Here is an 18,247-nt window from a genome sequence, read left to right on the forward strand (position 1 = left end):
GCTTGCCGGACAACGGATTATTCGGCATGTTATGCATGAGTTTTTCTCAAGCATGGAGGCTTGAATGTTGACCAGCCCACCCCGCAGCCACCTTCCCCTCTACGGCTTGCAAGTATTCGAGTGTGCCGCTCGCCACCTGAGCTTCACCCTAGCAGCCGATGAGCTGTGCGTGAGCCAGGGGGCGGTGAGCAAGCAGATAGCCCAGTTGGAGGAGCGCCTCGGTCATCTGCTCTTCCTGCGCGGTACCCGTTGCCTGAGCCTGACCCCGGCCGCCGAGCGCCTGCTGCCCTTCGTCAGGGAAGGGCTGGCGCGCATGGGGGAGGGGCTCTGCGCCCTGCAAGCCCTGGCCCATGAGAAGGCCATCAGCATCAAGGTGCCCTCCTGCGCCAGTCGCTGGCTGCTGCGCCGGCTGCAAGCGTTCGAGGGGGATGAGGTCGAAGTGCGGGGCAGCCACAGCCACGGCATCGATTTTTCCCGTGAGTCCTTCGATCTCGCCATCGTCTATCAATCCAGCCAAGCCAGATATGCTCACAGCCAGCCGCTGTTTCGGGAGCGATTGACCCCCATCTGCGCTCCCGCCTTTGCGCAAAAGCATGGCCTGTTCGAACGCTCCATCGAGGAGCTACCCCTGCTGCCCCTGCTCCATGCCAGTACGGACAGGCGGGATTGGCGCAACTGGTTCGCCGCTTTTCTCGACACTCCCTGGCAACCTCAGGGAGGGCAGCTGTTCGATACCCTGGATCTCGCGATGAACGCCGCCCTGCAGGGCTTTGGCCTCTCCCTCGGCGATCCCACCATAGTGGCGGAGGAGCTGGAGAGAGGTACCCTGGTGGCGCCCTTTGATCTGGTGCTCGGCACGGATCACGAATATGCCTTGCTGGTGCGCCCCGACAATCAGCGCCCCGGCGTGACTCAGGTCAGCCACTGGTTGCAGGGCAGCCATCCAGGCCCATAAGCCTTGCGGCCGTAGCTGAGGGAGTGGGAATGGCTCATGCCACGGCATGACGCCACTGTGATGAGGGAAGAGAAGAGGGGCCGCCCATGAGTGCCATCCTGGGTGACCTGGAATGGCCACTCCCGGCCAGCGGGCCGGGAGTGGGGCAGGACTCAGCGCTGGCGAGCCTTGAAGCGCGGATTACTCTTGCAGATCACGAACAACTTGCCGCGGCGACGCACAATCTGGCAATCCGGATGGCGTGACTTGGCGGATTTCAGGGAGGAGAGCACTTTCATGATTTTTCTTTTCCTCTGTTCATGAACTGACCGAAGCGCTGGCCGAAGCGGGCCACCTGTCCCTCCTTGCCAACCTGTTTCTGCTTGCCCGTATAGAAGGGGTGGGAGGCGCTGGACACATCCAGCGTCACATAGGGGTAGGTATTGCCATCTTCCCACTGCTTGGTGCGATCGGTCTTGAGGGTGGAGCCGATCAGGAAGTGGGTATTGGTGGTCAGGTCGTGAAACAGAACCTGGCGGTATTCGGGGTGGATATTGGGGCGCATGACTCATCCTGTGATGTTATATTATAACATAAGCATGTTGCGACAGATGAGAATCAATATCAACACTTTTCTGATGTGGCGGGTGTTGCCCCTTGAGGCGAAGCGGTCAGACAGGGGAATACTCGGCCTGGGAGCGGAGAGGGCTAGCGACACACTGCTTGGAGCACCCGCATGAGAGGGTGATGAGGGGACTTTACTTTTTCATTTTGCTGTATAAAAATACAGTCAACCATCATGGAGAAGTATCCTATGCGTCTGGAAATCATCATCGACAAGAAACATCAGATCCCCACCTCGACCATGGAGGCGCTGCGCCAGGAGCTGCTCAAGCAGCTGGGTGAGAAATTCCCCGATCTGCATGTGCGGGTGGCGCCGGGCAGTGCCATGGCCTTGACGGTCAGCCGTGCCAGCAAGGAGGACAAGGAGCTGGCGGAGGCCATGGTGCAGGAGGTGTGGGAAAACGCCGACAGCTGGATGCCGGAGGAGCAACACGCCTGATCCCCCAATCACCGGGCAGAGGCAGGTATCCGCGCCTCTTGCGATGACAAAAAACGCAGCTTTGGCTGCGTTTTTTGTTGATGGCGTGGCGGCGCTCAAGCCGAAAGATGTGACTGCCGACTGCCGACTGCCGACTGCCGACTGCCGACTGCCGACTGCCGACTGCCGACTGCTGGCATGGGGTTGGTTAGAGCCCGGCCCAGCGTTTCAGACTCTCTATCTGTACCCGCTGATCGGCCTGGGCGATGTCGCCATTGGCTCGCAGGGTCTTGATGGCGGCGGGCAGGGCGGCCCGCACCTCGTCCGCTGTCATGCCCGAGCGCAGGGCCGGGTGGTAGGCGAGCTTGAGCAGCACATAGTCGAGCCCGGTGGGGAAGCTGTCGATGCTGTGGTCGTTGAAGATGGAGGGAAAGACCTTGTCCGAGTCGTTGGGCAGCCCCATCACCTGGGTGAGCTCCTCCACCACGCAGTCCAGGAAGCGCCCCTTGTCCCGGCTGTAATCCACCGGAATGATGATGGTGGCGCGGGCTATCTCAAAGCTGGGGTTGGTGGCGAAGTTGGCCAGGCAGATCCCCTCCTTGAGGGCGATCTTGACGGAGCCACCCTGGCCTATGGTGCGGTTGGCCCAGCTCGCCATCTGCTGGTGGCGCGTCATGATGAGGGTGAGGTTGGGGTTAGTCTCCACCAGCTTGATGGGCTGGCCGGTGATCCGGGCCAGATGCTGGCTTTGCACCCTGACCACCTCGGCCTGCAGGGGCTTGTCGCCAAACTCGTTGATGAGCTTGAGGCGGATGGGGGCCTGCCAGCGGGAGAAGCGGATCTGGGCCTCATGGCCGTATTCACGCTTCATGGCGACTTCCATGAAGCTCTGGATGAGATATTCATCGCTCTGCCAGCGGGCGGCGGCCTGCAGGGGGAGGCCAGGCAGCCATGCCAGCCAGGCGGCGGCCAACCAGGGCCCCATCAGGTGGTGGGCGGATCGTTTGGAACTGTGTCGCCATGGGAACATGCTGCCTCCTTGCAACCTGATCAGCTTTTGCTCCGCTCAAGGTCGCGCCAGGTGAGCCAGAGCCTGAGATCGAACTCCAGTTGATGATAGTCCGGTTCCATATGCTGACAGAGCTGGTAAAAGCTCTTGTTGTGATCTTTCTCCTTCAGGTGGGCCAACTCGTGCACCACTATCATCTTCAGGAACGCAGGATGGGCTTCCTTGAACAGGGCGGCGATACGGATCTCGTTCTTGGCCTTGAGCTTGTTGCCCTGCACCCGGCTGACATAGGTGTGCAGGCCGAGGGCATCCTTGATCACGTTGATCTTGCCATCGAAGATCACCTTGGAGAGCGGGGCCGAACTCTTGAGGTAGCGGTTCTTGAGCTCCATGGTGTAGGCCAGCAGCGCCTTGTCACTCTGGATGAGGTGGGTCTCCGGGTAGCGCTTGGCCAGTACCTCGCCGAGCTTGTTTGCCGCAATCAGCTGTTGCACCTGGGCCTTGAGGGGCTCTGGGTAGCCTCCCAGATAGGTCAGTTCCGCCATGGGTCCTTACTCGTCACATCAAAAAAGAGCGTCATTGTAATCATGACGCACCGGCTTGAACACCGCGGCTATCCCTCGCACTCTTTCTCGCCACTCATGACAAGGGCCGTCATCGTTGCCAATGACGGCCCTTCGCCGTGTATCAATCAAAGCGAACCGGGTCAGCGTCGACGATAGAGGCCGGGGTCCACCGCTTCATAGCGCTCGGTGAGGTATTGATAGAAGGCGAGGCTGGAGGGGGAGTTCGGTTTTTTCAGCTCGTCCGCGACTCGTTCCGGCTTGGCGATGATGAACTTGGGATCCTGGCGCTTGAGATCAGCCAGCACCCGCTCGCGCACGTCATAGGGCGGGTTGACGTTGGCGAAGAAGAGGTAGGCGGACGCCGGCTGGCGATCGGTCCAGAGGTAATATTGCGGCTGGATGCCGTCGACCCAGATCTTGTCGGCGGGCGTGGTCTCGGCCTTGATCCGATCGACCCGCACCTGGGCCGGCGGGTTGAACGGCTTGCCCTTCTGGTTGCCTTCCCAGGCGTTGTTGAGCAGCAGGGCCAGCATGGCCAGGGAGGCGAGCCAGGGGGTGGCGCTGCGCACATCCCAGGCGCGCCACAGGGGCACCAGGATCAGCACGGGCAGGGCCCACAGCAGGCTGTTGCCGAGCACTTCTCTCACCCGTTCAAGGGACCACTCCTTGGTGCTCCAGCCGTAGCCGAGCTGCTGGGCCAGCAGCCAGCTGGCGGTCAGCACCACCAGGGAGATGCAGAGCAGGCCGAGGAGATCGGACTGCTGTTCGCTGCGATCCAGCAGGCAGGCCAGCGGCAACAGGCCGAGCTGCAAATAGAGAACGTCGTAGTGATCGAACACATGGCCGGAGACAGAGTTGGCTATCAGGGTGAACAGCACCCCGAGCAAGGTGGCAGACAGGGCAGGCAGGTACCACTCCTGGCGACGGCTCAGCATCAGCAGGATGAAGGCGGGCAGCAGCATGACGAGGCCGGTGCGCAGCAGGCCGACGCTGCCGACCTCGGGGGAGAAGCCGTTGCCGTAGCTACCCTCGAAGAAGATGCCGAAGGCGTAATATTGGAACTCGGCCAGCAAGCCATGGTGCTGGAAGTAGGCAAACAGCGGGCCACCGACCAGCACCAGCCCCAGCAGGCTGGAGAAGAGCAGGGCGAAGGCGCAGCGCCACTGCTCACGCAGGCACCAGGTGCAGAACAGCACCAGATACCAGGCTCCCCAGAAGGCGCCGTTGTTGGTGCGCATCCAGGCGACGATGGCGAAGGTGAGGGCCGCCACCAGGGCGGGTCCCCAGCTGAAGCGCTTGTCCAGCAGCATGGTGATGAAGGCCCACTGGGCGATGAGGGCCAGATGGAATGTCCAGTCCTCGGTCATGTTGCCGTAGTAGTAGCGGGTGCCGTAGAGCGCCAGCAGCGCCAGCATGCTGCCGAGGCGGGCGCGCAGGGAGAGGCCGAGTTGGGCGAAGGCCTGCCAGCTGGCGAGCAGCCCGAGCCAGCACAGAGCCCACTCCAGCAGCCAGATCCCGAAGAAGCCACCCATCCCGTAGCCCAGCGCATCCAGGGCGAAGATCATGGGGCCCTTGATGTCGATCATGTCCCGATAGAGCACGCCCCCCTCGCTCCACATCTTGCCCATCACCGCGAACAGCGAGGCGTCGAAGCCCGGTGCCATGCCATGGAACAGCGGGTTGCGCAGGCAGAACAGCAGTGCCATCAAGGCGGTGAGCAGGATCACCAGTGGCTTGAGCCCCGGGTTGTGGCGCTGTGGGGTAAAACGGATGGCGTGATTCATGGGTGACCTGTTCCTGCAGGGAAGACAAAAAGCGGGCCTATCTTGCCGAGCCTGATTGCCTGATGCAATGGGATAGGGAAATGTGTCTGAAATTATTTATAAAAGTACCGCTTTCAGGCAAGAAAGCGGTACTTCAGGTGAGGTTTTTAGCCGAATTTCGTGCGGGGCTGACTCAGCCGCCCTGATACTCCACCAGTGCCGGCAACGTGGTCAGGGATGGCAGATGGCGGGCCCAGCGGATAAAGGCATCCGCCAAGGTGATGCCGAGCTCCTGATTGTGTTGGGTCAGGGTGCGCGCCAAGGCTGTGTAGCCCTCCTTGCCGGAGGCGGTGTAGGCGCTGGAGACGCCGCGATAGATGGCATCCGGCTCGACCGACAGCCATTGGCCCGGACTTGGTTCCCACTCCAGCCGGGTAATACGGCGCCCCTTGGGGTTCTCTGCCCGGTAGCTGAAACGCACCCCGGCGGTATAGGGGAAGCTGCCGTTGCCATTACCGATGACGCCGTTGTTGGTGGCGTTGTCGATGGCCCCCTCCAGCGCCTCGGCGAGCTCATGACCGTGAACCCGGTAGAGGGTCAGCGGGATGGCAAAGGGCAGCAGACGCCCGGCGATGTCCGCCTCGCTCAGGGGGCCAGGTTCCAGGGAGCAGCGCACGCCCCCTGCGTTGTGCAGGGCGAAGTCCACCTGACCCACCTGCTCGCGGGCGGCTGCCAGCATGGCGCCGGCCACCAAAGGGGCAACCTGGCTGCCGGCGGGGTAGTCGGCATCGGGCAGGCGCTGGTGATGGAGCGGAGCGGTGAGCCGGGTCACCACCCGCTGGGTCATGGTCTCGAGCTCGGGACGATAGCGTTTGGCCAGGATCTGCTCTATCTCGGGATCGGGCTCGCAGAAGGTGAGGCCTGCCGGCGGCGCTGAATCGAAGGGCCAGGGCTGCCAGGGCAGCCACTCCAGCTGGCCGCGGCTGCGCCTGATCCGGCCGAACTCGTTGAACTCCAGCTCGCACACCCCGAGGCAGAGGGCGCTGTGGGCGGCGTGCAGGATGGCGACCCCCTCGACCATCAAGGGGTAGCTGCCCTCGCTCGCCAGGCCGAGGGGGGCGAGATCACCCAGCTGGCTGTGGGTGTGACCGCCAATGATGAGGCTGAGCTCGGGGAAACGCACCGCCAGCTTCTTGTCCTGCTCGAGGCCGAGGTGGCTCAAAAGGATGATGTGGCGGATCCCCTGGGCCCGGATCTCCCCAAGGGCCCGGGTGAGGGTCTCCTCGATGCCGCGAAAATGGGTGTGGGCATCCGGGTTCGCGATGGCGGCCATCTGGGGCAGGGTGATGCCGAGCAGGGCGAAGGGGACGCCGCCGATGACCCTCAGGTGCCAGGGATGGCTGGCGTCATGGAGCTTGGGCAGCCCCTGGAGCTTCAGCGGCGTGTCGGTCGGCTCCTGGCTGCTGTCGAGGTTGGCCGCCAGCACCGGGAAGTCGAGCTGGCGCAGGAACTCCACCAGGGGGCCGTTGCCGAGATCGAACTCGTGGTTGCCGATCACCATGGCATCCGGGGCCAGCAGGCGCAGCAGATCCGCGTTGGCCCTCCCCTTGAAGCGGTTGAAATAGAGGGAGCCCTGGAAGGTGTCGCCGCCGTGCAGGAAGAGGCAAGTCTGGCCGGCGGCCGCCGCTTGCTGGCGCAGGGCCTTGAGCCTGCTCAGGATGCGGGCGTAGCCGCCGCACTGGGTGCGCCACTCGGACTCACCGGCCGGGGAAAAGCGCATGGGGGCGCCGTCGAAATGGGAGTGGCAGTCACTGAAGTGGGCAAGTTGAACCGTAATACTCATTTCGGTCCTCCTTAGAGAAAAAGAGCACCGAGTCTACTCCAGGGGAGGGGGGAGATACCAGCCCGGCGGGCGCCGGGCTGGTGGCAGATCAGGCTGGTGCTTAAGCCAGCACTTAATCCAGTACTTAAGCGGGCACCAGGATCTGGGTGGCGAGGATCACCACCAGCAGGCCGACGCCCACCGGCAAGGAGGTGCGCTTGACCACCTCGAACGGCGACAGATTACCCATGCCCGCACAGGCGACCACCACGCCGGAGACCGGGGAGATGGTGCGCCCCAGGTTGGAGGCCTGCAGCATGGGGATGACCAGATAGGCCGGGTTGACCCCGAGGCTGGTGGCCAGATGGGGGATCAATTCCACGAAGGCGTAGAAGGGCGCATTGCCCGAGCCCGTGGTGAAGGCGGCCAGGGTGGTGATGACCACCAGTACCAGCATGATGACGATGCCGCCGGTGCCAAAGCTCTGGGCGAGATCCAAGAGGTTTGCGATGAAGCCGAGCCCCATCAGCCCCTGGGCGAAGACCCCGGCCCCCACCAAGAGCATGACCACGCCGGCGAAGGCGTCCGCCATGCTGCGCCAGCACACCTGCAGGCCGTCCAGCAGCTCTTTGCCGTCGCGTTTGCGCACCAGCTCCAGCAGGGCGGCCAGCACCAGACAGATGACGATGATGGTGACGATGTCGAGCTTGGGCCCGACCTTGCCGTCAAACAGCAGCACGCCGATGATGGGGGTGAAGGGCAGGATGGCGTAGAAACCGGGGGCGTCCGTGATGAGATCGCTCGGCGCCACAGGCGCATTGTGTTCGCCGGACTTTCTGTCCAGATAGCGCTGCCAGAAGAAGTGGGTCACCGCCATGGCGGCGATGGCAGCCAGGGAGATCGGCAGGGTCAGCTTGAAGGCGAACTCGATGAGATCCATGTTGGCCGCCTGGGCCGCCATCACCACGTCCCCGGAGGTGGGTGCCAGTATGATGGCAGCCGGGGAGGCGCACACCGCCGCCGCCGCGCCGCGGGAGATCCCCATGTTGACCATGAGCGGGAACAGGGTCGCCATCAGGAGTACTCCCAGACCGGTGGCCGAGCTCACGGCGAGCGACATGGCGCAGGCCACCAGGTAGGCGGCGACCAGCAGGATATAGGGGGACTTGATGATGCCAAGGGGCTTGCTCGCGAGTTTCACCAAGATGGTGTTGGCACCTATGTGGCTCATGTAACCGGCGAAGCCACACAGCACCATGATCAGCATGCCGAGGCCACCACCACGGTCCACCAGCAGGAAGCGCACGTACTCGAACACGTCGGTGGCCACATGGCCGGTGGAGGTGACGCTGGCGGGCAGCACGGCCTTGCCCATCAGGGCCGTGATGGCCAGCAGCAGCAGGCCGCCGCTGAGCAGCACCCCGGTGGCAGAGTAGCCTTTGAATATGTAGCGACCCACGGCCAGGGTGACCAGGGTGCCGATAAGGAGTTCCATCATAGATTAAGTTCCTGAGTACGAGTAACGGTGGAGCCCGGGCCTGCCCGCATTGACGCAGATCTGACCAGCTTTACCCTGCTCCGCAAAAAATCGTGCTGATTATTAGCTCGAAAGTAGTATTTTTCTTTGATCTATCTCCAGATCTTTCACTCTGCCCCCTGCCTGCGTGATCACATATTGCGCATTTACCAGGGCGGCGACGCGACAGCAGGTGACAGTCGTATCGATCGCGGGTAATCTCCATCTTTGAGTATTAATTCATTGATTCTTAATCGAAATTACGCCGGACTCACAAGGAGCAAGGCAGCGGACAGATGGGACTCTTCAGCAAGATTGGGATGGCGGCAACGCTGGCGTATGCCGCCTCATGCGGGGCACAGGCTTCCCATTATGCCGGTATTCGGGTGGCGCCCGACATCAAGGTCGATTTTCAGTTTTACAAGGTCTCTGGGCCGGACGTCGCCACTCTGATGCGCCAGATCGCCTCCTTGTCCCCCACCCAGGCGGACGGTCACATCGGCAAGGCGAGCTATCAGCTCTCCTGGCAGTTGCAGACCAGGCCAACGGCGGCACGCTGCGAGCTGGATCAGGCCAGCGTGACCGCCCGTATCCGGGTGCGGGTGCCGAACTGGATGGACAAGGCCAGGGCCTCCGCCGCCGAGCGCCAGAAGTGGGACAAGCTGGTGGCCGCCATGTTCGACTACGAGAGCCGCCACAAGGACATACTGCTGGAGAGCGTCAGCCAGCTCGGCATTCGGCTCACCCAGTTGCCGGTAACGCAGGATTGCGCCGCCCTGCAATACCAGGGGTGGCAACAGGGGCAGGCGGTGCTCGATCAGACCCGCACCCGTTTCGCCACCTTGGCCCAGCAGACCGACGGTGGTCGCAAGCTGGGGCTGATCTGGCGTTGAGCCGCCGCAAGGCTTAAAAAACGGGCTACCCAGGGGTAGCCCGTTTTTATTTTGGCGAATCGCATGCCCCTCAGTTCAGGGGCTTGCCCTTGAGCAGCTTGCGCACCCAGTAGCGGGCAGGGTGGAGGGCTTCCAGCAGATCGGCGGGCAGCGGCAGGGGGTCGCCGCAGATCTCGCTCGCGACCAGCTCACCACAGAGCGGCGCCGAGCAGAGGCCCCGGGAGCCGAGCGCTCCCAGCACATAGAGCCCCGTATGGAGGGGCAGGGGCGCTGCATTATCGGGATCAGACTGCAGCCTGGCGTAGTGATCGGCAAGCCCTGCCAATCGGGCGACTGGCCCCGCCACCGGCAGATGATCCCGGCTGGCGCAGCGCACACCCACCCTGGCCTCGCCACCGCTCACATCCACCTCGCTTGGCCAGATCTCGTCCGGCAGGCAGGCTTGCAGCCGCGCCTGGTTTTGCACCTGTTCCTCGGCGCTATACCCCAGATCGGTCTGGTTGCGGCCATAGCTGGCGCCGATGCAATGGGCGCCGTCGTGAGCCGGGGTGAGATAGCCGTCGTAGCAGAGCACAGTCCTGAGCTCGCTTAACCGCGCCGTGGTCGGCACATGGCTCACCTGGCCGCGCACCGGGTAGAGGGGCAGCTCGGCGAAGGGGATGAGGGCGGGCAGTCGATGGCCGGCAGCCACCACCAGATTCGGCGCCTGCCAGTGGCGGCCGTCACTGCTCTCCACCTGCCAGCCATCCGCCTGCTCGTGGATGGTCGTGACTTCGGCGCCGTACGTTATCTGTAACAAGCCGCTCTGCATGGCCTCGGCCAAGGCCGCCTGGGTCAAGTCTGCCGGGCAGAGCCAGCCGCCCATGGGGTAGCCGACGCCGCCATGGCCGCAGGACAGGCCGCATGCCTGCTTGGCCCCCGCGACGTCGAGGGCTTGCATCAGCTCCGGCGGGAAGGGGCCCTGAGCCATCTTGGCGAGCTTGGCGGCAGATTTGTCGTCGTAGCCAAGCTGCACCACACCACCGAGTTCGAAGGCGATGGGGTGGCGATCGCTCAGGGAGAGCAGCCGGTTTCTCGCATAGCCGAAGGCCAGGGCATAGAAACGCGACAGGGCGTCGTGCTCACCGTTGAGCAGGGGATAGAGCGCCCCCTGGCGGTTACCGGAGGCTCCAGTGGCGGGTTCAGCGTCTGCGCACAGCAGGGTGACGGCCCGGCCCCGCTCCGTGAGGGAGAGGGCCGTCATGGCCGAGGCGATGCCGCCGCCGATGATGAGGGTTTCCCCCTCCCGGCCTGCCGGGCGTGCGTACCAGGGCGCTATGGTGCTGTCCGGGGCCTTCTCTTCCCGCATCCCCGCCAGCATCTCCCGCTTGCTGCCGTGGCCCTTCACCTTCTTCATGGCGAAGCCGGCGTCGATCAGCCCCCGGCGCACGAAGCCGGCGCAGGTAAAGGTGGAGATGGTGGCGGCGGGGCGGGCGAGGCGAGCGAGGCCGTCAAACAGCTGTTGCGTCCACATCTCGGGATTCTTGGCCGGGGAGAAACCGTCCAGATACCAGGCATCCACCAGCCCTTTTGCCGGGTGGGGCACCTGCGGCAGCGTCTCCTTGATGTCACCGAGCCAGAGATCGAGGCGGATCCGGCCGCCGGCAAACGACAGACGGTGACAGCCTTCGACCGGCAAGGGCCATTGGGCGATAAGCTCACTGCTCAAAGGCGCGAGTTCGGGCCAGGCCGCCAGCGCCTTGCAGAGATCGTCCCGGGTGAGGGGGTATTTTTCGAAGCTGATGAAGTGCAGACGCGGGCAGCGGGCGGGATCGACGGCCTGTTCCAGAAACGCAGCCATTGTCGCCAGAAAGTTAAGACCGGTGCCGAAACCTGTTTCACCAATCACGAAACTGTCACTATCGTGGTGCGAAAATCGCTCTGGCAGGCGATTTTGCTGCAAAAAGACGTAGCGGGTTTCACTTAGACCGTTATCATTGGAAAAGTACACATCCCCGAACTCACTGGAGACTGGAGTTCCCGCTTCATTCCAGTCCAATCGGGCATGATGTAAGGATGTTTGACTCACGTTTTCCTCTGCTCGCGTCATAAAATCGCGGGCATTCTACGTGAAAGCAGACCAGTTTGGCAGCCGAAAGCGGGTAGACTCGGTGCCAGTTTTTCCAGACGAGATGAATTAATGAGAAGAGCAGTGATCACCGGTATCGGCGTCATCTCCAGTATCGGCAACAACAAGGAAGAAGTGCTGGCCTCCCTGCAAGCAGGCAAATCCGGCATCACCTATTCCGAGCAGTTTGAACAGTACAACCTGCGTAGCCGTGTCTGGGGTAACATCAAACTCGATCCGTCTGAACTGATCGACCGTAAAGTCATGCGTTTCATGGGTGACGCCGCGGCCTACGCCTATCTCTCCATGCAGCAGGCCATCGAAGATGCGGGTCTGGCAGAGGATCAGGTTTCCAACGAGCGTACCGGTATCGTCACCGGTTCCGGCGGCGCCTCCGGCAAGAATACCTCGGAGTCAGCGGACATCGCCCGTGAGAAGGGCGTCAAGCGTGTGGGCCCCTACATGGTGCCGCGCACCATGTCCTCCACCACCTCCGCCTGTCTCGCGACTCCGTTCAAGATCAAGGGTGTGAACTACACCATCAGCTCTGCCTGCGCGACCTCTGCCCACTGCATCGGCCACGCCTTGGAACTGATCCAGCTCGGCAAGCAGGACATCGTCTTCGCCGGCGGCGGCGAGGAGCTGGACTGGTCTTCCACCATCCAGTTCGACGCCATGGGTGCCCTGTCCACCAAGTACAACGACAACCCGGAAAAAGCCTCCCGTACCTATGATGCGGATCGCGACGGCTTCGTCATCTCCGGCGGCGGCGGCATCCTGGTGGTCGAGGAGCTGGAACACGCCCTGGCCCGTGGCGCTCACATCTACGCCGAGATCACCGGTTACGGTGCCACCTCCGACGGCTACGACATGGTAGCCCCGAGCGGTGAAGGCGCGGTGCGTTGCATGAAGATGGCGATGCAGGGTGTGGGCAAGGTGGATTACATCAACACCCACGGCACCTCCACCCCGGTCGGCGATACCAAGGAGCTGGAAGCGATCCAGACCCTGTTCGGCAGCGACGCTCCCAAGCTCTCCGCCACCAAGGCCATGACAGGGCACGCCCTGGGCGCCGCCGGTGTGCACGAGGCCGTCTACTCCCTGCTGATGCTGAAGCACGGCTTCATCGCCCCCAGCATCAACATCGAGAACCTGGACGAGAAGGCCGTGGGTCTGCCCATAGTACGTGAGTACGAAACCGCCGACCTCAATACCGTCATGTCCAACAGCTTCGGCTTCGGCGGTACCAATGCCTCCCTGGTGTTCAGCAAGTTCAAGGCTTGATGCTCGCATCGGGATAGAAAGTTGAGATAGAAAAAGGCGCCGAAAGGCGCCTTTTTTATGGCTCAGATCATCGTTCAAGGCGCCCCATCAAACGGGCTCGGTCAGCGGCAGCCTCATATAGACGGCCCCTTCACCGTACTCCGCCAGGGACTTGTCCGTGGTGGCGGGCACGAATCCCTGCTTGCGCCAGAAGGCCGGTGCATCCTGCACCGCCACCAGACCCGCGTGTTCAAATCCCTCTTCACTGGCGAAGGCGAGGGCGGTGGCGAGCAGCCGCAGCCCCACCCCTATGCCTCGGGCCTCGCCGGCCACGGCAAGATCGTGCAGATAGAACTCCTCGCTGCCCGCAAGCCCCGGCATGGTGACCGAGAGGGGTGGGGGGCGACGGGCTCGCCAGGGGTGGCAGAGCAGATAGCCGAGCACCTTGCCCTGGTGCTCCGCGACCCAGCAGCACTCCGGGGCCAGTTCGGCCTTGTTGCTCATCACCTCGAGGGGCTCGGGATCGAACTGGTGATAGCACTCGTGCTGGATCTTCATGATGGCGGGCCAGTCGAGAGCCCGGATGGCGCGGATGTTAATCATAACCTTTGAAGCTATCGTAGTGAGTCAATCCATGACGGGAAGCCAGCTTAGCATAAGGTGCTGATTAATTGAACTGATATGGTCTATATGACACCCACTCGACTCAGCGAACGGGGTCCTTGCTCACCACCTTGATCAGCTGGTAACGCACCGAGGAGGCGTCGGCCGGCACATCGGTCAACTGCTCCTTGGTGACTTCCAGCTGATAGTTGTAGCCTGGCTCGAAGGTGAAGCCCTCGATCTGCTGGTAGAAGAAGCTCCAGCTCTCGCCGGGCTGGCTGCGTACCTGCATGCACTTCATGGGGGCGACCCCGATGCAGTCGGCCAGCTGATCCTTGACGTAGAGGGTCTCGGTGGCCGGGGTGTTCTGGCAGGCGCTGAGCAAGAGGGTGGAACAGAGTAGCAGGGGGGCTTTCATCAGGGTCTCTCCTTTGTGCGAAAGGGCGCGATTAAAGCGGCAAATGAAAAGGCGGTCAATGACCGCCTTTGTAACAATTTATATCCGCGATGAATTAACGCTGATCGAGGGGCGTGAATTCACGCTGTGCCAGGCCGGTGTAGAGCTGACGGGGACGGCCGATCTTCTGATCAGGGTCCGAGTGCATCTCGTTCCAGTGGGCGATCCAGCCGATGGTGCGGGAGATGGCGAAGATCACGGTGAACATGGACATGGGGATGCCGATGGCCTTCATGATGATGCCGGAGTAGAAGTCCACGTTCGGGTAGAGCTTCTTCTCGATGAAGTAGGGGTCGGAGAGCGCGATGCGTTCCAGCTCCATGGCCACTTCCAGCAGCGGATCCTTGATCTGCAGCTCTTGCAGCACCTCGTGGCAGGTCTGACGCATGACCTGGGCACGGGGATCGTGGTTCTTGTAGACACGGTGACCGAAGCCCATCAGGCGGAAGGGATCGTTCTTGTCCTTGGCCTTGGCGATGAACTCGGGGATGCGTTCCACAGAGCCGATCTCTTCGAGCATCTTGAGGCAGGCTTCGTTGGCGCCACCGTGGGCCGGACCCCACAGGGAGGCGATCCCCGCGGCGATACAGGCGAACGGGTTGGCACCGGAGGAGCCGGCCAGACGCACGGTAGAGGTGGAGGCGTTCTGCTCATGATCCGCATGCAGGGTGAAGATGCGATCCATGGCCCGCTCGACGATGGGGTTGACCTTGTACTCTTCGGTCGGCACACCAAACATCATGTGCAGGAAGTTGCCTGCATAGGAGAGGGCGTTGCGCGGCTGCATGAAGGGCTGACCGATGGAGTACTTGTAACACATGGCGGCCAGGGTCGGCATCTTGGAGAGCAGACGGAAGGCGCAGATCTCGCGGTGTTCCTCGTTGTTGATGTCGAGGGCATCGTGATAGAAGGCGGACAGGGCGCTGACCACGCCGCACATGACGGCCATGGGGTGCGCATCGCGACGGAAGCCGCGGAAGAAGAAGGCGATCTGCTCGTGCACCATGGTGTGGCGGGTGACCAGGCGTTCAAAGTCCGCATATTGGGTCTTGGTGGGCGCCTCGCCGTAGAGCAGGATGTAACAGACTTCGAGGTAGCTGGCCTGGGTGGCCAACTGGGCGATGGGATAACCACGGTGCAGCAAGACACCCTGATCTCCGTCGATGTAGGTGATGGACGACTTGCAGGATCCGGTGGCCATGAAGCCGGGGTCAAAGGTGAAGTACCCTTGAGCACCCAATTTTCTGACGTCGATGACATCGGGTCCGACAGTACCGGACAGGATCGGCAGTTCTACCGGCTCTTTTCCGGGCAAGTGTAGGGTGGCTATTTTATCAGCCATAGCACGTCTCCTTTGCTCTTTTATAATTTGGTTCCAGTCCTACTCTATTACGACTTTCATAACGCTGGCAAAGGTTCTTACCCGTACCACGGCGGCTGGAGCGCCTTATTTGAACCAGAGATCGATGGCTTTGTCAATTTTACTGGATGATCATTAATGACTTGTTAAAGTCGTTGTGAGATCTGGTTTACGGTTTTGGGTTTTCTATGTAGCTAATTGATTGTCATTGGTTAAGGCCGCCGATATACTGCGCCACGTGGGTGATGGTCGTCGGTGTTTGAAACGCTTTCGCAAAGCCAGATGTGATATTGAAAATGTTATTTTTGGCTTTCCTGAGTTGTTTTGGTAACAAAAACCTAACAAATGCCACTCCTAGCCCTCAAAGCGTGTAAAAACAATAACTAACGTGCTCAATGGAGCTGAGTGGGCAAAGCCGTGAAAAACAAACAGAGACCTGTAAACCTCGACCTACAGACGATCAGCTTTCCTGTCACCGCCATCGCTTCCATCTTGCATCGTGTCTCAGGGGTCATCACCTTTGTGGCGCTTGCCATCTTGCTGTGGATGCTTGGTACTTCACTCGCCTCTCCCGAAGGATTTGAATCGGTCGTTGCCATCATGGACAACTTCCTGGTCAAGTTCGTGTTGTGGGGGATCCTGACTGCGCTGGCTTACCACATAGTGGGCGGTCTGCGTCACCTGGTCATGGACATGGGGCATTGGGAAGAGCTGGAATCCGGTAATCAGAGTGCCCGGGTGGGCTTCGTGATCACAGCGGTTCTGGCGGTATTGGCGGGGGTTCTGGTATGGTAACCAATTCTGCAACTTTCGGGCGCAGCGGTGTTCATGACTACATCCTGATCCGCGCCACCGCCCTCATCATGACGGCCTACGTCCTCTATCTGGTGGGTTTCGTCGCCATCAATGACATCACCTACGAGGTGTGGACCGGCTTCTTCGCCAAAACCTTCACCAAGGTCTTCACCCTGCTGACGCTGGTCTGCGTCCTGATCCACGCCTGGATCGGTCTGTGGCAGGTGCTGACCGACTATATCAAACCGGTGGGACTGCGCGGTGCACTGCAATTTGCACTGGTGGTGGTGCTGTTTGTCTATCTGATGACTGGTTTCGTCGTGCTGTGGGGTGTGTAAGGTGACTATTCCAACTCGTGAATTTGATGCGGTCGTGATCGGTGCCGGTGGCGCCGGCATGCGCGCCGCGCTGCAGATTGCCCAGTCCGGTAAGAGCTGCGCACTGCTTTCCAAGGTTTTCCCGACTCGTTCCCACACCGTATCCGCCCAGGGCGGTATCACGGTCGCCCTGGGCAATGCCCACGACGACAACTGGCAGTGGCACATGTATGACACCGTCAAGGGCTCCGACTACATCGGTGACCAGGAAGCGATCGAATACATGTGCAAGACGGGCCCGGAAGCCGTCTATGAGCTGGAGAACATGGGTCTGCCCTTCTCCCGCTTCGACAACGGCGCCGTCTATCAGCGCCCGTTCGGCGGTCAGTCCAAGAACTTCGGCGGTGAGCAGGCGGCCCGTACCGCGGCCGCGGCCGACCGGACCGGCCATGCCTTGCTGCATACCCTGTATCAGCAGAACGTCAAGAACAAGACCACCGTATTCTCCGAGTGGTACGCGCTGGATCTGGTGAAGAACCAGGACGGCCACGTCGTCGGCTGTACCGCCATCGACATGGAGAGTGGCGAGGTCGTCTACTTCAAGGCCAAGGCCACCGTGCTGGCCACCGGCGGCGCCGGTCGCATCTACCAGTCCACCACCAACGCCCACATCAACACCGGTGACGGCGTCGGCATGGCGCTGCGCGCCGGTGTGGGCGTGCAGGACATGGAGTTCTGGCAGTTCCATCCCACCGGCATCGCCGGGGCAGGGGTGTTGGTGACCGAGGGTTGCCGCGGTGAAGGCGGCTACCTGCTGAACAAAGACGGCGAGCGCTTCATGGAGCGTTATGCGCCGAACGCGAAAGACCTGGCCGGTCGCGACGTGGTGGCCCGCTCCATCATGATCGAGATCCGCGAAGGCCGTGGCTGCGATGGTCCCTGGGGCCCGCACATCAAACTCAAGCTGGATCACCTCGGCAAAGAGGTGCTGGAATCCCGTCTGCCGGGGATCTGCGAGCTGTCTCGCACCTTCGCCCACGTGGATCCGGTCAAGGAACCCATCCCCATTATCCCGACCTGCCACTACATGATGGGCGGCGTGCCGACCAGCGTGAACGGTCAGTGCCTAACCCAGGACAAGGACGGCAAGGACGTGCCCGTGGTCGGTCTGTTCGCGGTGGGCGAGATCGCCTGCGTCTCCGTACACGGCGCCAACCGTCTGGGTGGCAACTCCCTGCTGGATCTGGTGGTGTTCGGTCGTGCCGCCGGCATGCACCTGGTGGAGACCCTGGGTTCTATGGAACACGGCCGCGAGGCCACCGAGGCCGAGGTCGCCAAGGCCCTCGAGCGTTTCAACCGCTGGGAATCCAACCGTGATGGGGAAGATCCGGCCCAGATCCGCAAGGATCTGCAGCGCTGCATGCAGAACAACTTCTCCGTATTTCGGGAAGGGGACGCCATGGCAGAGGGGCTGGCCGAGCTCAAACTCATCCGCGAGCGCCTGAAGAATGCCCGCCTGGACGACACCTCCAGGGAGTTCAACACCCAGCGCATCGAGTGCCTGGAACTGGACAACCTGATGGAGACGGCCTATGCCACCGCGGTGGCGGCGAACTTCCGTACCGAGAGTCGCGGTGCTCACAGCCGTTTCGACTTCCCGGATCGCGACGACGAGCAGTGGCTGTGCCACAGCCTCTACCACCCGGACACCGAGTCCATGACCCGTCGCGCTGTCAACATGTCTCCGAAAACCCGTGAGGCATTCCCACCCAAGGTGCGGACTTACTGATTGCGGAGCCA

At 61.9% G+C, this 18,247-nt stretch carries 18 protein-coding genes; 7 read left to right on the top strand and 11 right to left on the bottom strand.

Annotated elements, in window-relative coordinates; all coding sequences use genetic code 11:
- Window positions 1-64: 64 nt before the first annotated feature.
- Complete coding sequence (locus ACT5M9_RS21420) at window positions 65-955, top strand: LysR family transcriptional regulator (protein ID WP_457979024.1); 891 nt, start codon at window positions 65-67, stop codon at window positions 953-955.
- Between the two features lie 152 nt (window positions 956-1,107).
- Here the strand turns inward: ACT5M9_RS21420 and ykgO are convergent, their stop codons facing one another.
- Window positions 1,108-1,233, bottom strand: coding sequence for a type B 50S ribosomal protein L36 (ykgO, locus tag ACT5M9_RS21425; protein WP_005300174.1), 126 nt, complete (start codon window positions 1,231-1,233; stop codon window positions 1,108-1,110).
- On the bottom strand, window positions 1,230-1,499 hold the full coding sequence (locus ACT5M9_RS21430; protein WP_457979022.1) for a type B 50S ribosomal protein L31: 270 nt from the start codon (window positions 1,497-1,499) through the stop codon (window positions 1,230-1,232). The genes ykgO and ACT5M9_RS21430 overlap by 4 nt, the downstream gene beginning before the upstream one ends.
- 249 nt (window positions 1,500-1,748) lie before the next feature.
- Here ACT5M9_RS21430 and ACT5M9_RS21435 point away from each other — a divergent pair, with 249 nt between their 5' ends.
- Window positions 1,749-1,997, top strand: a complete 249-nt coding sequence (locus ACT5M9_RS21435; protein ID WP_438549483.1) for a DinI family protein — start codon at window positions 1,749-1,751, stop codon at window positions 1,995-1,997.
- Window positions 1,998-2,184: 187 nt separating this feature from the next.
- On the opposite strand, the gene ACT5M9_RS21440 is transcribed toward ACT5M9_RS21435, so the two are convergent.
- The 5 genes from ACT5M9_RS21440 to dcuC form a co-directional block, all read right to left on the bottom strand.
- On the bottom strand, window positions 2,185-3,006 hold the full coding sequence (locus ACT5M9_RS21440) for a DUF2927 domain-containing protein (RefSeq protein WP_457979020.1): 822 nt from the start codon (window positions 3,004-3,006) through the stop codon (window positions 2,185-2,187).
- A 20-nt stretch (window positions 3,007-3,026) separates the two neighbouring features.
- Window positions 3,027-3,530: a M48 family metallopeptidase gene (locus tag ACT5M9_RS21445; RefSeq protein ID WP_457979018.1), complete on the bottom strand. Its 504-nt coding sequence runs from the start codon at window positions 3,528-3,530 to the stop codon at window positions 3,027-3,029.
- 161 nt (window positions 3,531-3,691) lie between these two features.
- Window positions 3,692-5,335, bottom strand: a complete 1,644-nt coding sequence (locus ACT5M9_RS21450; protein WP_457979016.1) for a hypothetical protein — start codon at window positions 5,333-5,335, stop codon at window positions 3,692-3,694.
- A gap of 172 nt (window positions 5,336-5,507) precedes the next feature.
- Entirely contained in the window at window positions 5,508-7,157 is a 1,650-nt protein-coding gene (locus ACT5M9_RS21455; protein WP_457979014.1) for a bifunctional metallophosphatase/5'-nucleotidase, read from the bottom strand.
- 124 nt (window positions 7,158-7,281) lie between these two features.
- The gene (gene dcuC, locus ACT5M9_RS21460; protein WP_457979012.1) at window positions 7,282-8,634 is read right to left on the bottom strand and encodes an anaerobic C4-dicarboxylate transporter DcuC; all 1,353 of its coding nucleotides are present in this window, start codon (window positions 8,632-8,634) and stop codon (window positions 7,282-7,284) included.
- Between the two features lie 314 nt (window positions 8,635-8,948).
- On the opposite strand from dcuC, the gene ACT5M9_RS21465 reads away from it, so the two are divergent.
- Entirely contained in the window at window positions 8,949-9,545 is a 597-nt protein-coding gene (locus tag ACT5M9_RS21465) for a DUF922 domain-containing protein (RefSeq protein ID WP_457979011.1), read from the top strand.
- A 70-nt stretch (window positions 9,546-9,615) separates the two neighbouring features.
- Here the strand turns inward: ACT5M9_RS21465 and mnmC are convergent, their stop codons facing one another.
- The gene (gene mnmC / locus ACT5M9_RS21470; protein WP_457979010.1) at window positions 9,616-11,634 is read right to left on the bottom strand and encodes a bifunctional tRNA (5-methylaminomethyl-2-thiouridine)(34)-methyltransferase MnmC2/FAD-dependent 5-carboxymethylaminomethyl-2-thiouridine(34) oxidoreductase MnmC1; all 2,019 of its coding nucleotides are present in this window, start codon (window positions 11,632-11,634) and stop codon (window positions 9,616-9,618) included.
- Window positions 11,635-11,724: 90 nt separating this feature from the next.
- Between mnmC and fabB the strand changes: the two genes are divergently transcribed.
- Window positions 11,725-12,936, top strand: coding sequence for a beta-ketoacyl-ACP synthase I (gene fabB / locus ACT5M9_RS21475; protein WP_457979009.1), 1,212 nt, complete (start codon window positions 11,725-11,727; stop codon window positions 12,934-12,936).
- Between the two features lie 87 nt (window positions 12,937-13,023).
- Here the strand turns inward: fabB and ACT5M9_RS21480 are convergent, their stop codons facing one another.
- The 3 genes from ACT5M9_RS21480 to ACT5M9_RS21490 all read right to left on the bottom strand — a co-directional run bounded on the left by ACT5M9_RS21480 (window position 13,024) and on the right by ACT5M9_RS21490 (window position 15,317).
- Window positions 13,024-13,518 carry a GNAT family N-acetyltransferase gene (locus tag ACT5M9_RS21480; protein WP_457979007.1) on the bottom strand — a complete coding sequence of 165 codons (495 nt, stop codon included), beginning with the start codon at window positions 13,516-13,518 and terminating at the stop codon, window positions 13,024-13,026.
- A gap of 103 nt (window positions 13,519-13,621) precedes the next feature.
- The gene (locus tag ACT5M9_RS21485) at window positions 13,622-13,936 is read right to left on the bottom strand and encodes a DUF4377 domain-containing protein (protein ID WP_457979005.1); all 315 of its coding nucleotides are present in this window, start codon (window positions 13,934-13,936) and stop codon (window positions 13,622-13,624) included.
- Window positions 13,937-14,030: 94 nt separating this feature from the next.
- Window positions 14,031-15,317: a citrate synthase gene (locus ACT5M9_RS21490; protein ID WP_438549472.1), complete on the bottom strand. Its 1,287-nt coding sequence runs from the start codon at window positions 15,315-15,317 to the stop codon at window positions 14,031-14,033.
- A gap of 423 nt (window positions 15,318-15,740) precedes the next feature.
- Between ACT5M9_RS21490 and sdhC the strand changes: the two genes are divergently transcribed.
- The 3 genes from sdhC to sdhA are packed head-to-tail and all read left to right on the top strand — an operon-like array spanning window position 15,741 to window position 18,236.
- Window positions 15,741-16,130: a succinate dehydrogenase cytochrome b556 subunit gene (sdhC, locus tag ACT5M9_RS21495; protein ID WP_438549471.1), complete on the top strand. Its 390-nt coding sequence runs from the start codon at window positions 15,741-15,743 to the stop codon at window positions 16,128-16,130.
- Window positions 16,124-16,468 (top strand): succinate dehydrogenase, hydrophobic membrane anchor protein, encoded by a 345-nt coding sequence (gene sdhD / locus ACT5M9_RS21500; RefSeq protein WP_438549470.1) that lies wholly within the window; start codon window positions 16,124-16,126, stop codon window positions 16,466-16,468. The genes sdhC and sdhD overlap by 7 nt, the downstream gene beginning before the upstream one ends.
- Before the next feature lies 1 nt (window position 16,469).
- Window positions 16,470-18,236, top strand: coding sequence for a succinate dehydrogenase flavoprotein subunit (gene sdhA, locus ACT5M9_RS21505; protein ID WP_457979003.1), 1,767 nt, complete (start codon window positions 16,470-16,472; stop codon window positions 18,234-18,236).
- Window positions 18,237-18,247: the final 11 nt, after the last annotated feature.

Source organism: Aeromonas sp. AE23HZ002T15, from assembly GCF_054165525.2.

What these genes read in the sequence shown, in the direction of transcription:
- ACT5M9_RS21420 (WP_457979024.1), top strand. Translation starts at nt 65, where the DNA reads ATGTTGACCAGCCCACCCCGCAGCCACCTTCCCCTCTACGGCTTGCAA.
- ykgO (WP_005300174.1), bottom strand. Translation starts at nt 1,233, where the DNA reads ATGAAAGTGCTCTCCTCCCTGAAATCCGCCAAGTCACGCCATCCGGAT.
- ACT5M9_RS21430 (WP_457979022.1), bottom strand. Translation starts at nt 1,499, where the DNA reads ATGCGCCCCAATATCCACCCCGAATACCGCCAGGTTCTGTTTCACGAC.
- ACT5M9_RS21435 (WP_438549483.1), top strand. Translation starts at nt 1,749, where the DNA reads ATGCGTCTGGAAATCATCATCGACAAGAAACATCAGATCCCCACCTCG.
- ACT5M9_RS21440 (WP_457979020.1), bottom strand. Translation starts at nt 3,006, where the DNA reads ATGTTCCCATGGCGACACAGTTCCAAACGATCCGCCCACCACCTGATG.
- ACT5M9_RS21445 (WP_457979018.1), bottom strand. Translation starts at nt 3,530, where the DNA reads ATGGCGGAACTGACCTATCTGGGAGGCTACCCAGAGCCCCTCAAGGCC.
- ACT5M9_RS21450 (WP_457979016.1), bottom strand. Translation starts at nt 5,335, where the DNA reads ATGAATCACGCCATCCGTTTTACCCCACAGCGCCACAACCCGGGGCTC.
- ACT5M9_RS21455 (WP_457979014.1), bottom strand. Translation starts at nt 7,157, where the DNA reads ATGAGTATTACGGTTCAACTTGCCCACTTCAGTGACTGCCACTCCCAT.
- dcuC (WP_457979012.1), bottom strand. Translation starts at nt 8,634, where the DNA reads ATGATGGAACTCCTTATCGGCACCCTGGTCACCCTGGCCGTGGGTCGC.
- ACT5M9_RS21465 (WP_457979011.1), top strand. Translation starts at nt 8,949, where the DNA reads ATGGGACTCTTCAGCAAGATTGGGATGGCGGCAACGCTGGCGTATGCC.
- mnmC (WP_457979010.1), bottom strand. Translation starts at nt 11,634, where the DNA reads ATGACGCGAGCAGAGGAAAACGTGAGTCAAACATCCTTACATCATGCC.
- fabB (WP_457979009.1), top strand. Translation starts at nt 11,725, where the DNA reads ATGAGAAGAGCAGTGATCACCGGTATCGGCGTCATCTCCAGTATCGGC.
- ACT5M9_RS21480 (WP_457979007.1), bottom strand. Translation starts at nt 13,518, where the DNA reads ATGATTAACATCCGCGCCATCCGGGCTCTCGACTGGCCCGCCATCATG.
- ACT5M9_RS21485 (WP_457979005.1), bottom strand. Translation starts at nt 13,936, where the DNA reads ATGAAAGCCCCCCTGCTACTCTGTTCCACCCTCTTGCTCAGCGCCTGC.
- ACT5M9_RS21490 (WP_438549472.1), bottom strand. Translation starts at nt 15,317, where the DNA reads ATGGCTGATAAAATAGCCACCCTACACTTGCCCGGAAAAGAGCCGGTA.
- sdhD (WP_438549470.1), top strand. Translation starts at nt 16,124, where the DNA reads ATGGTAACCAATTCTGCAACTTTCGGGCGCAGCGGTGTTCATGACTAC.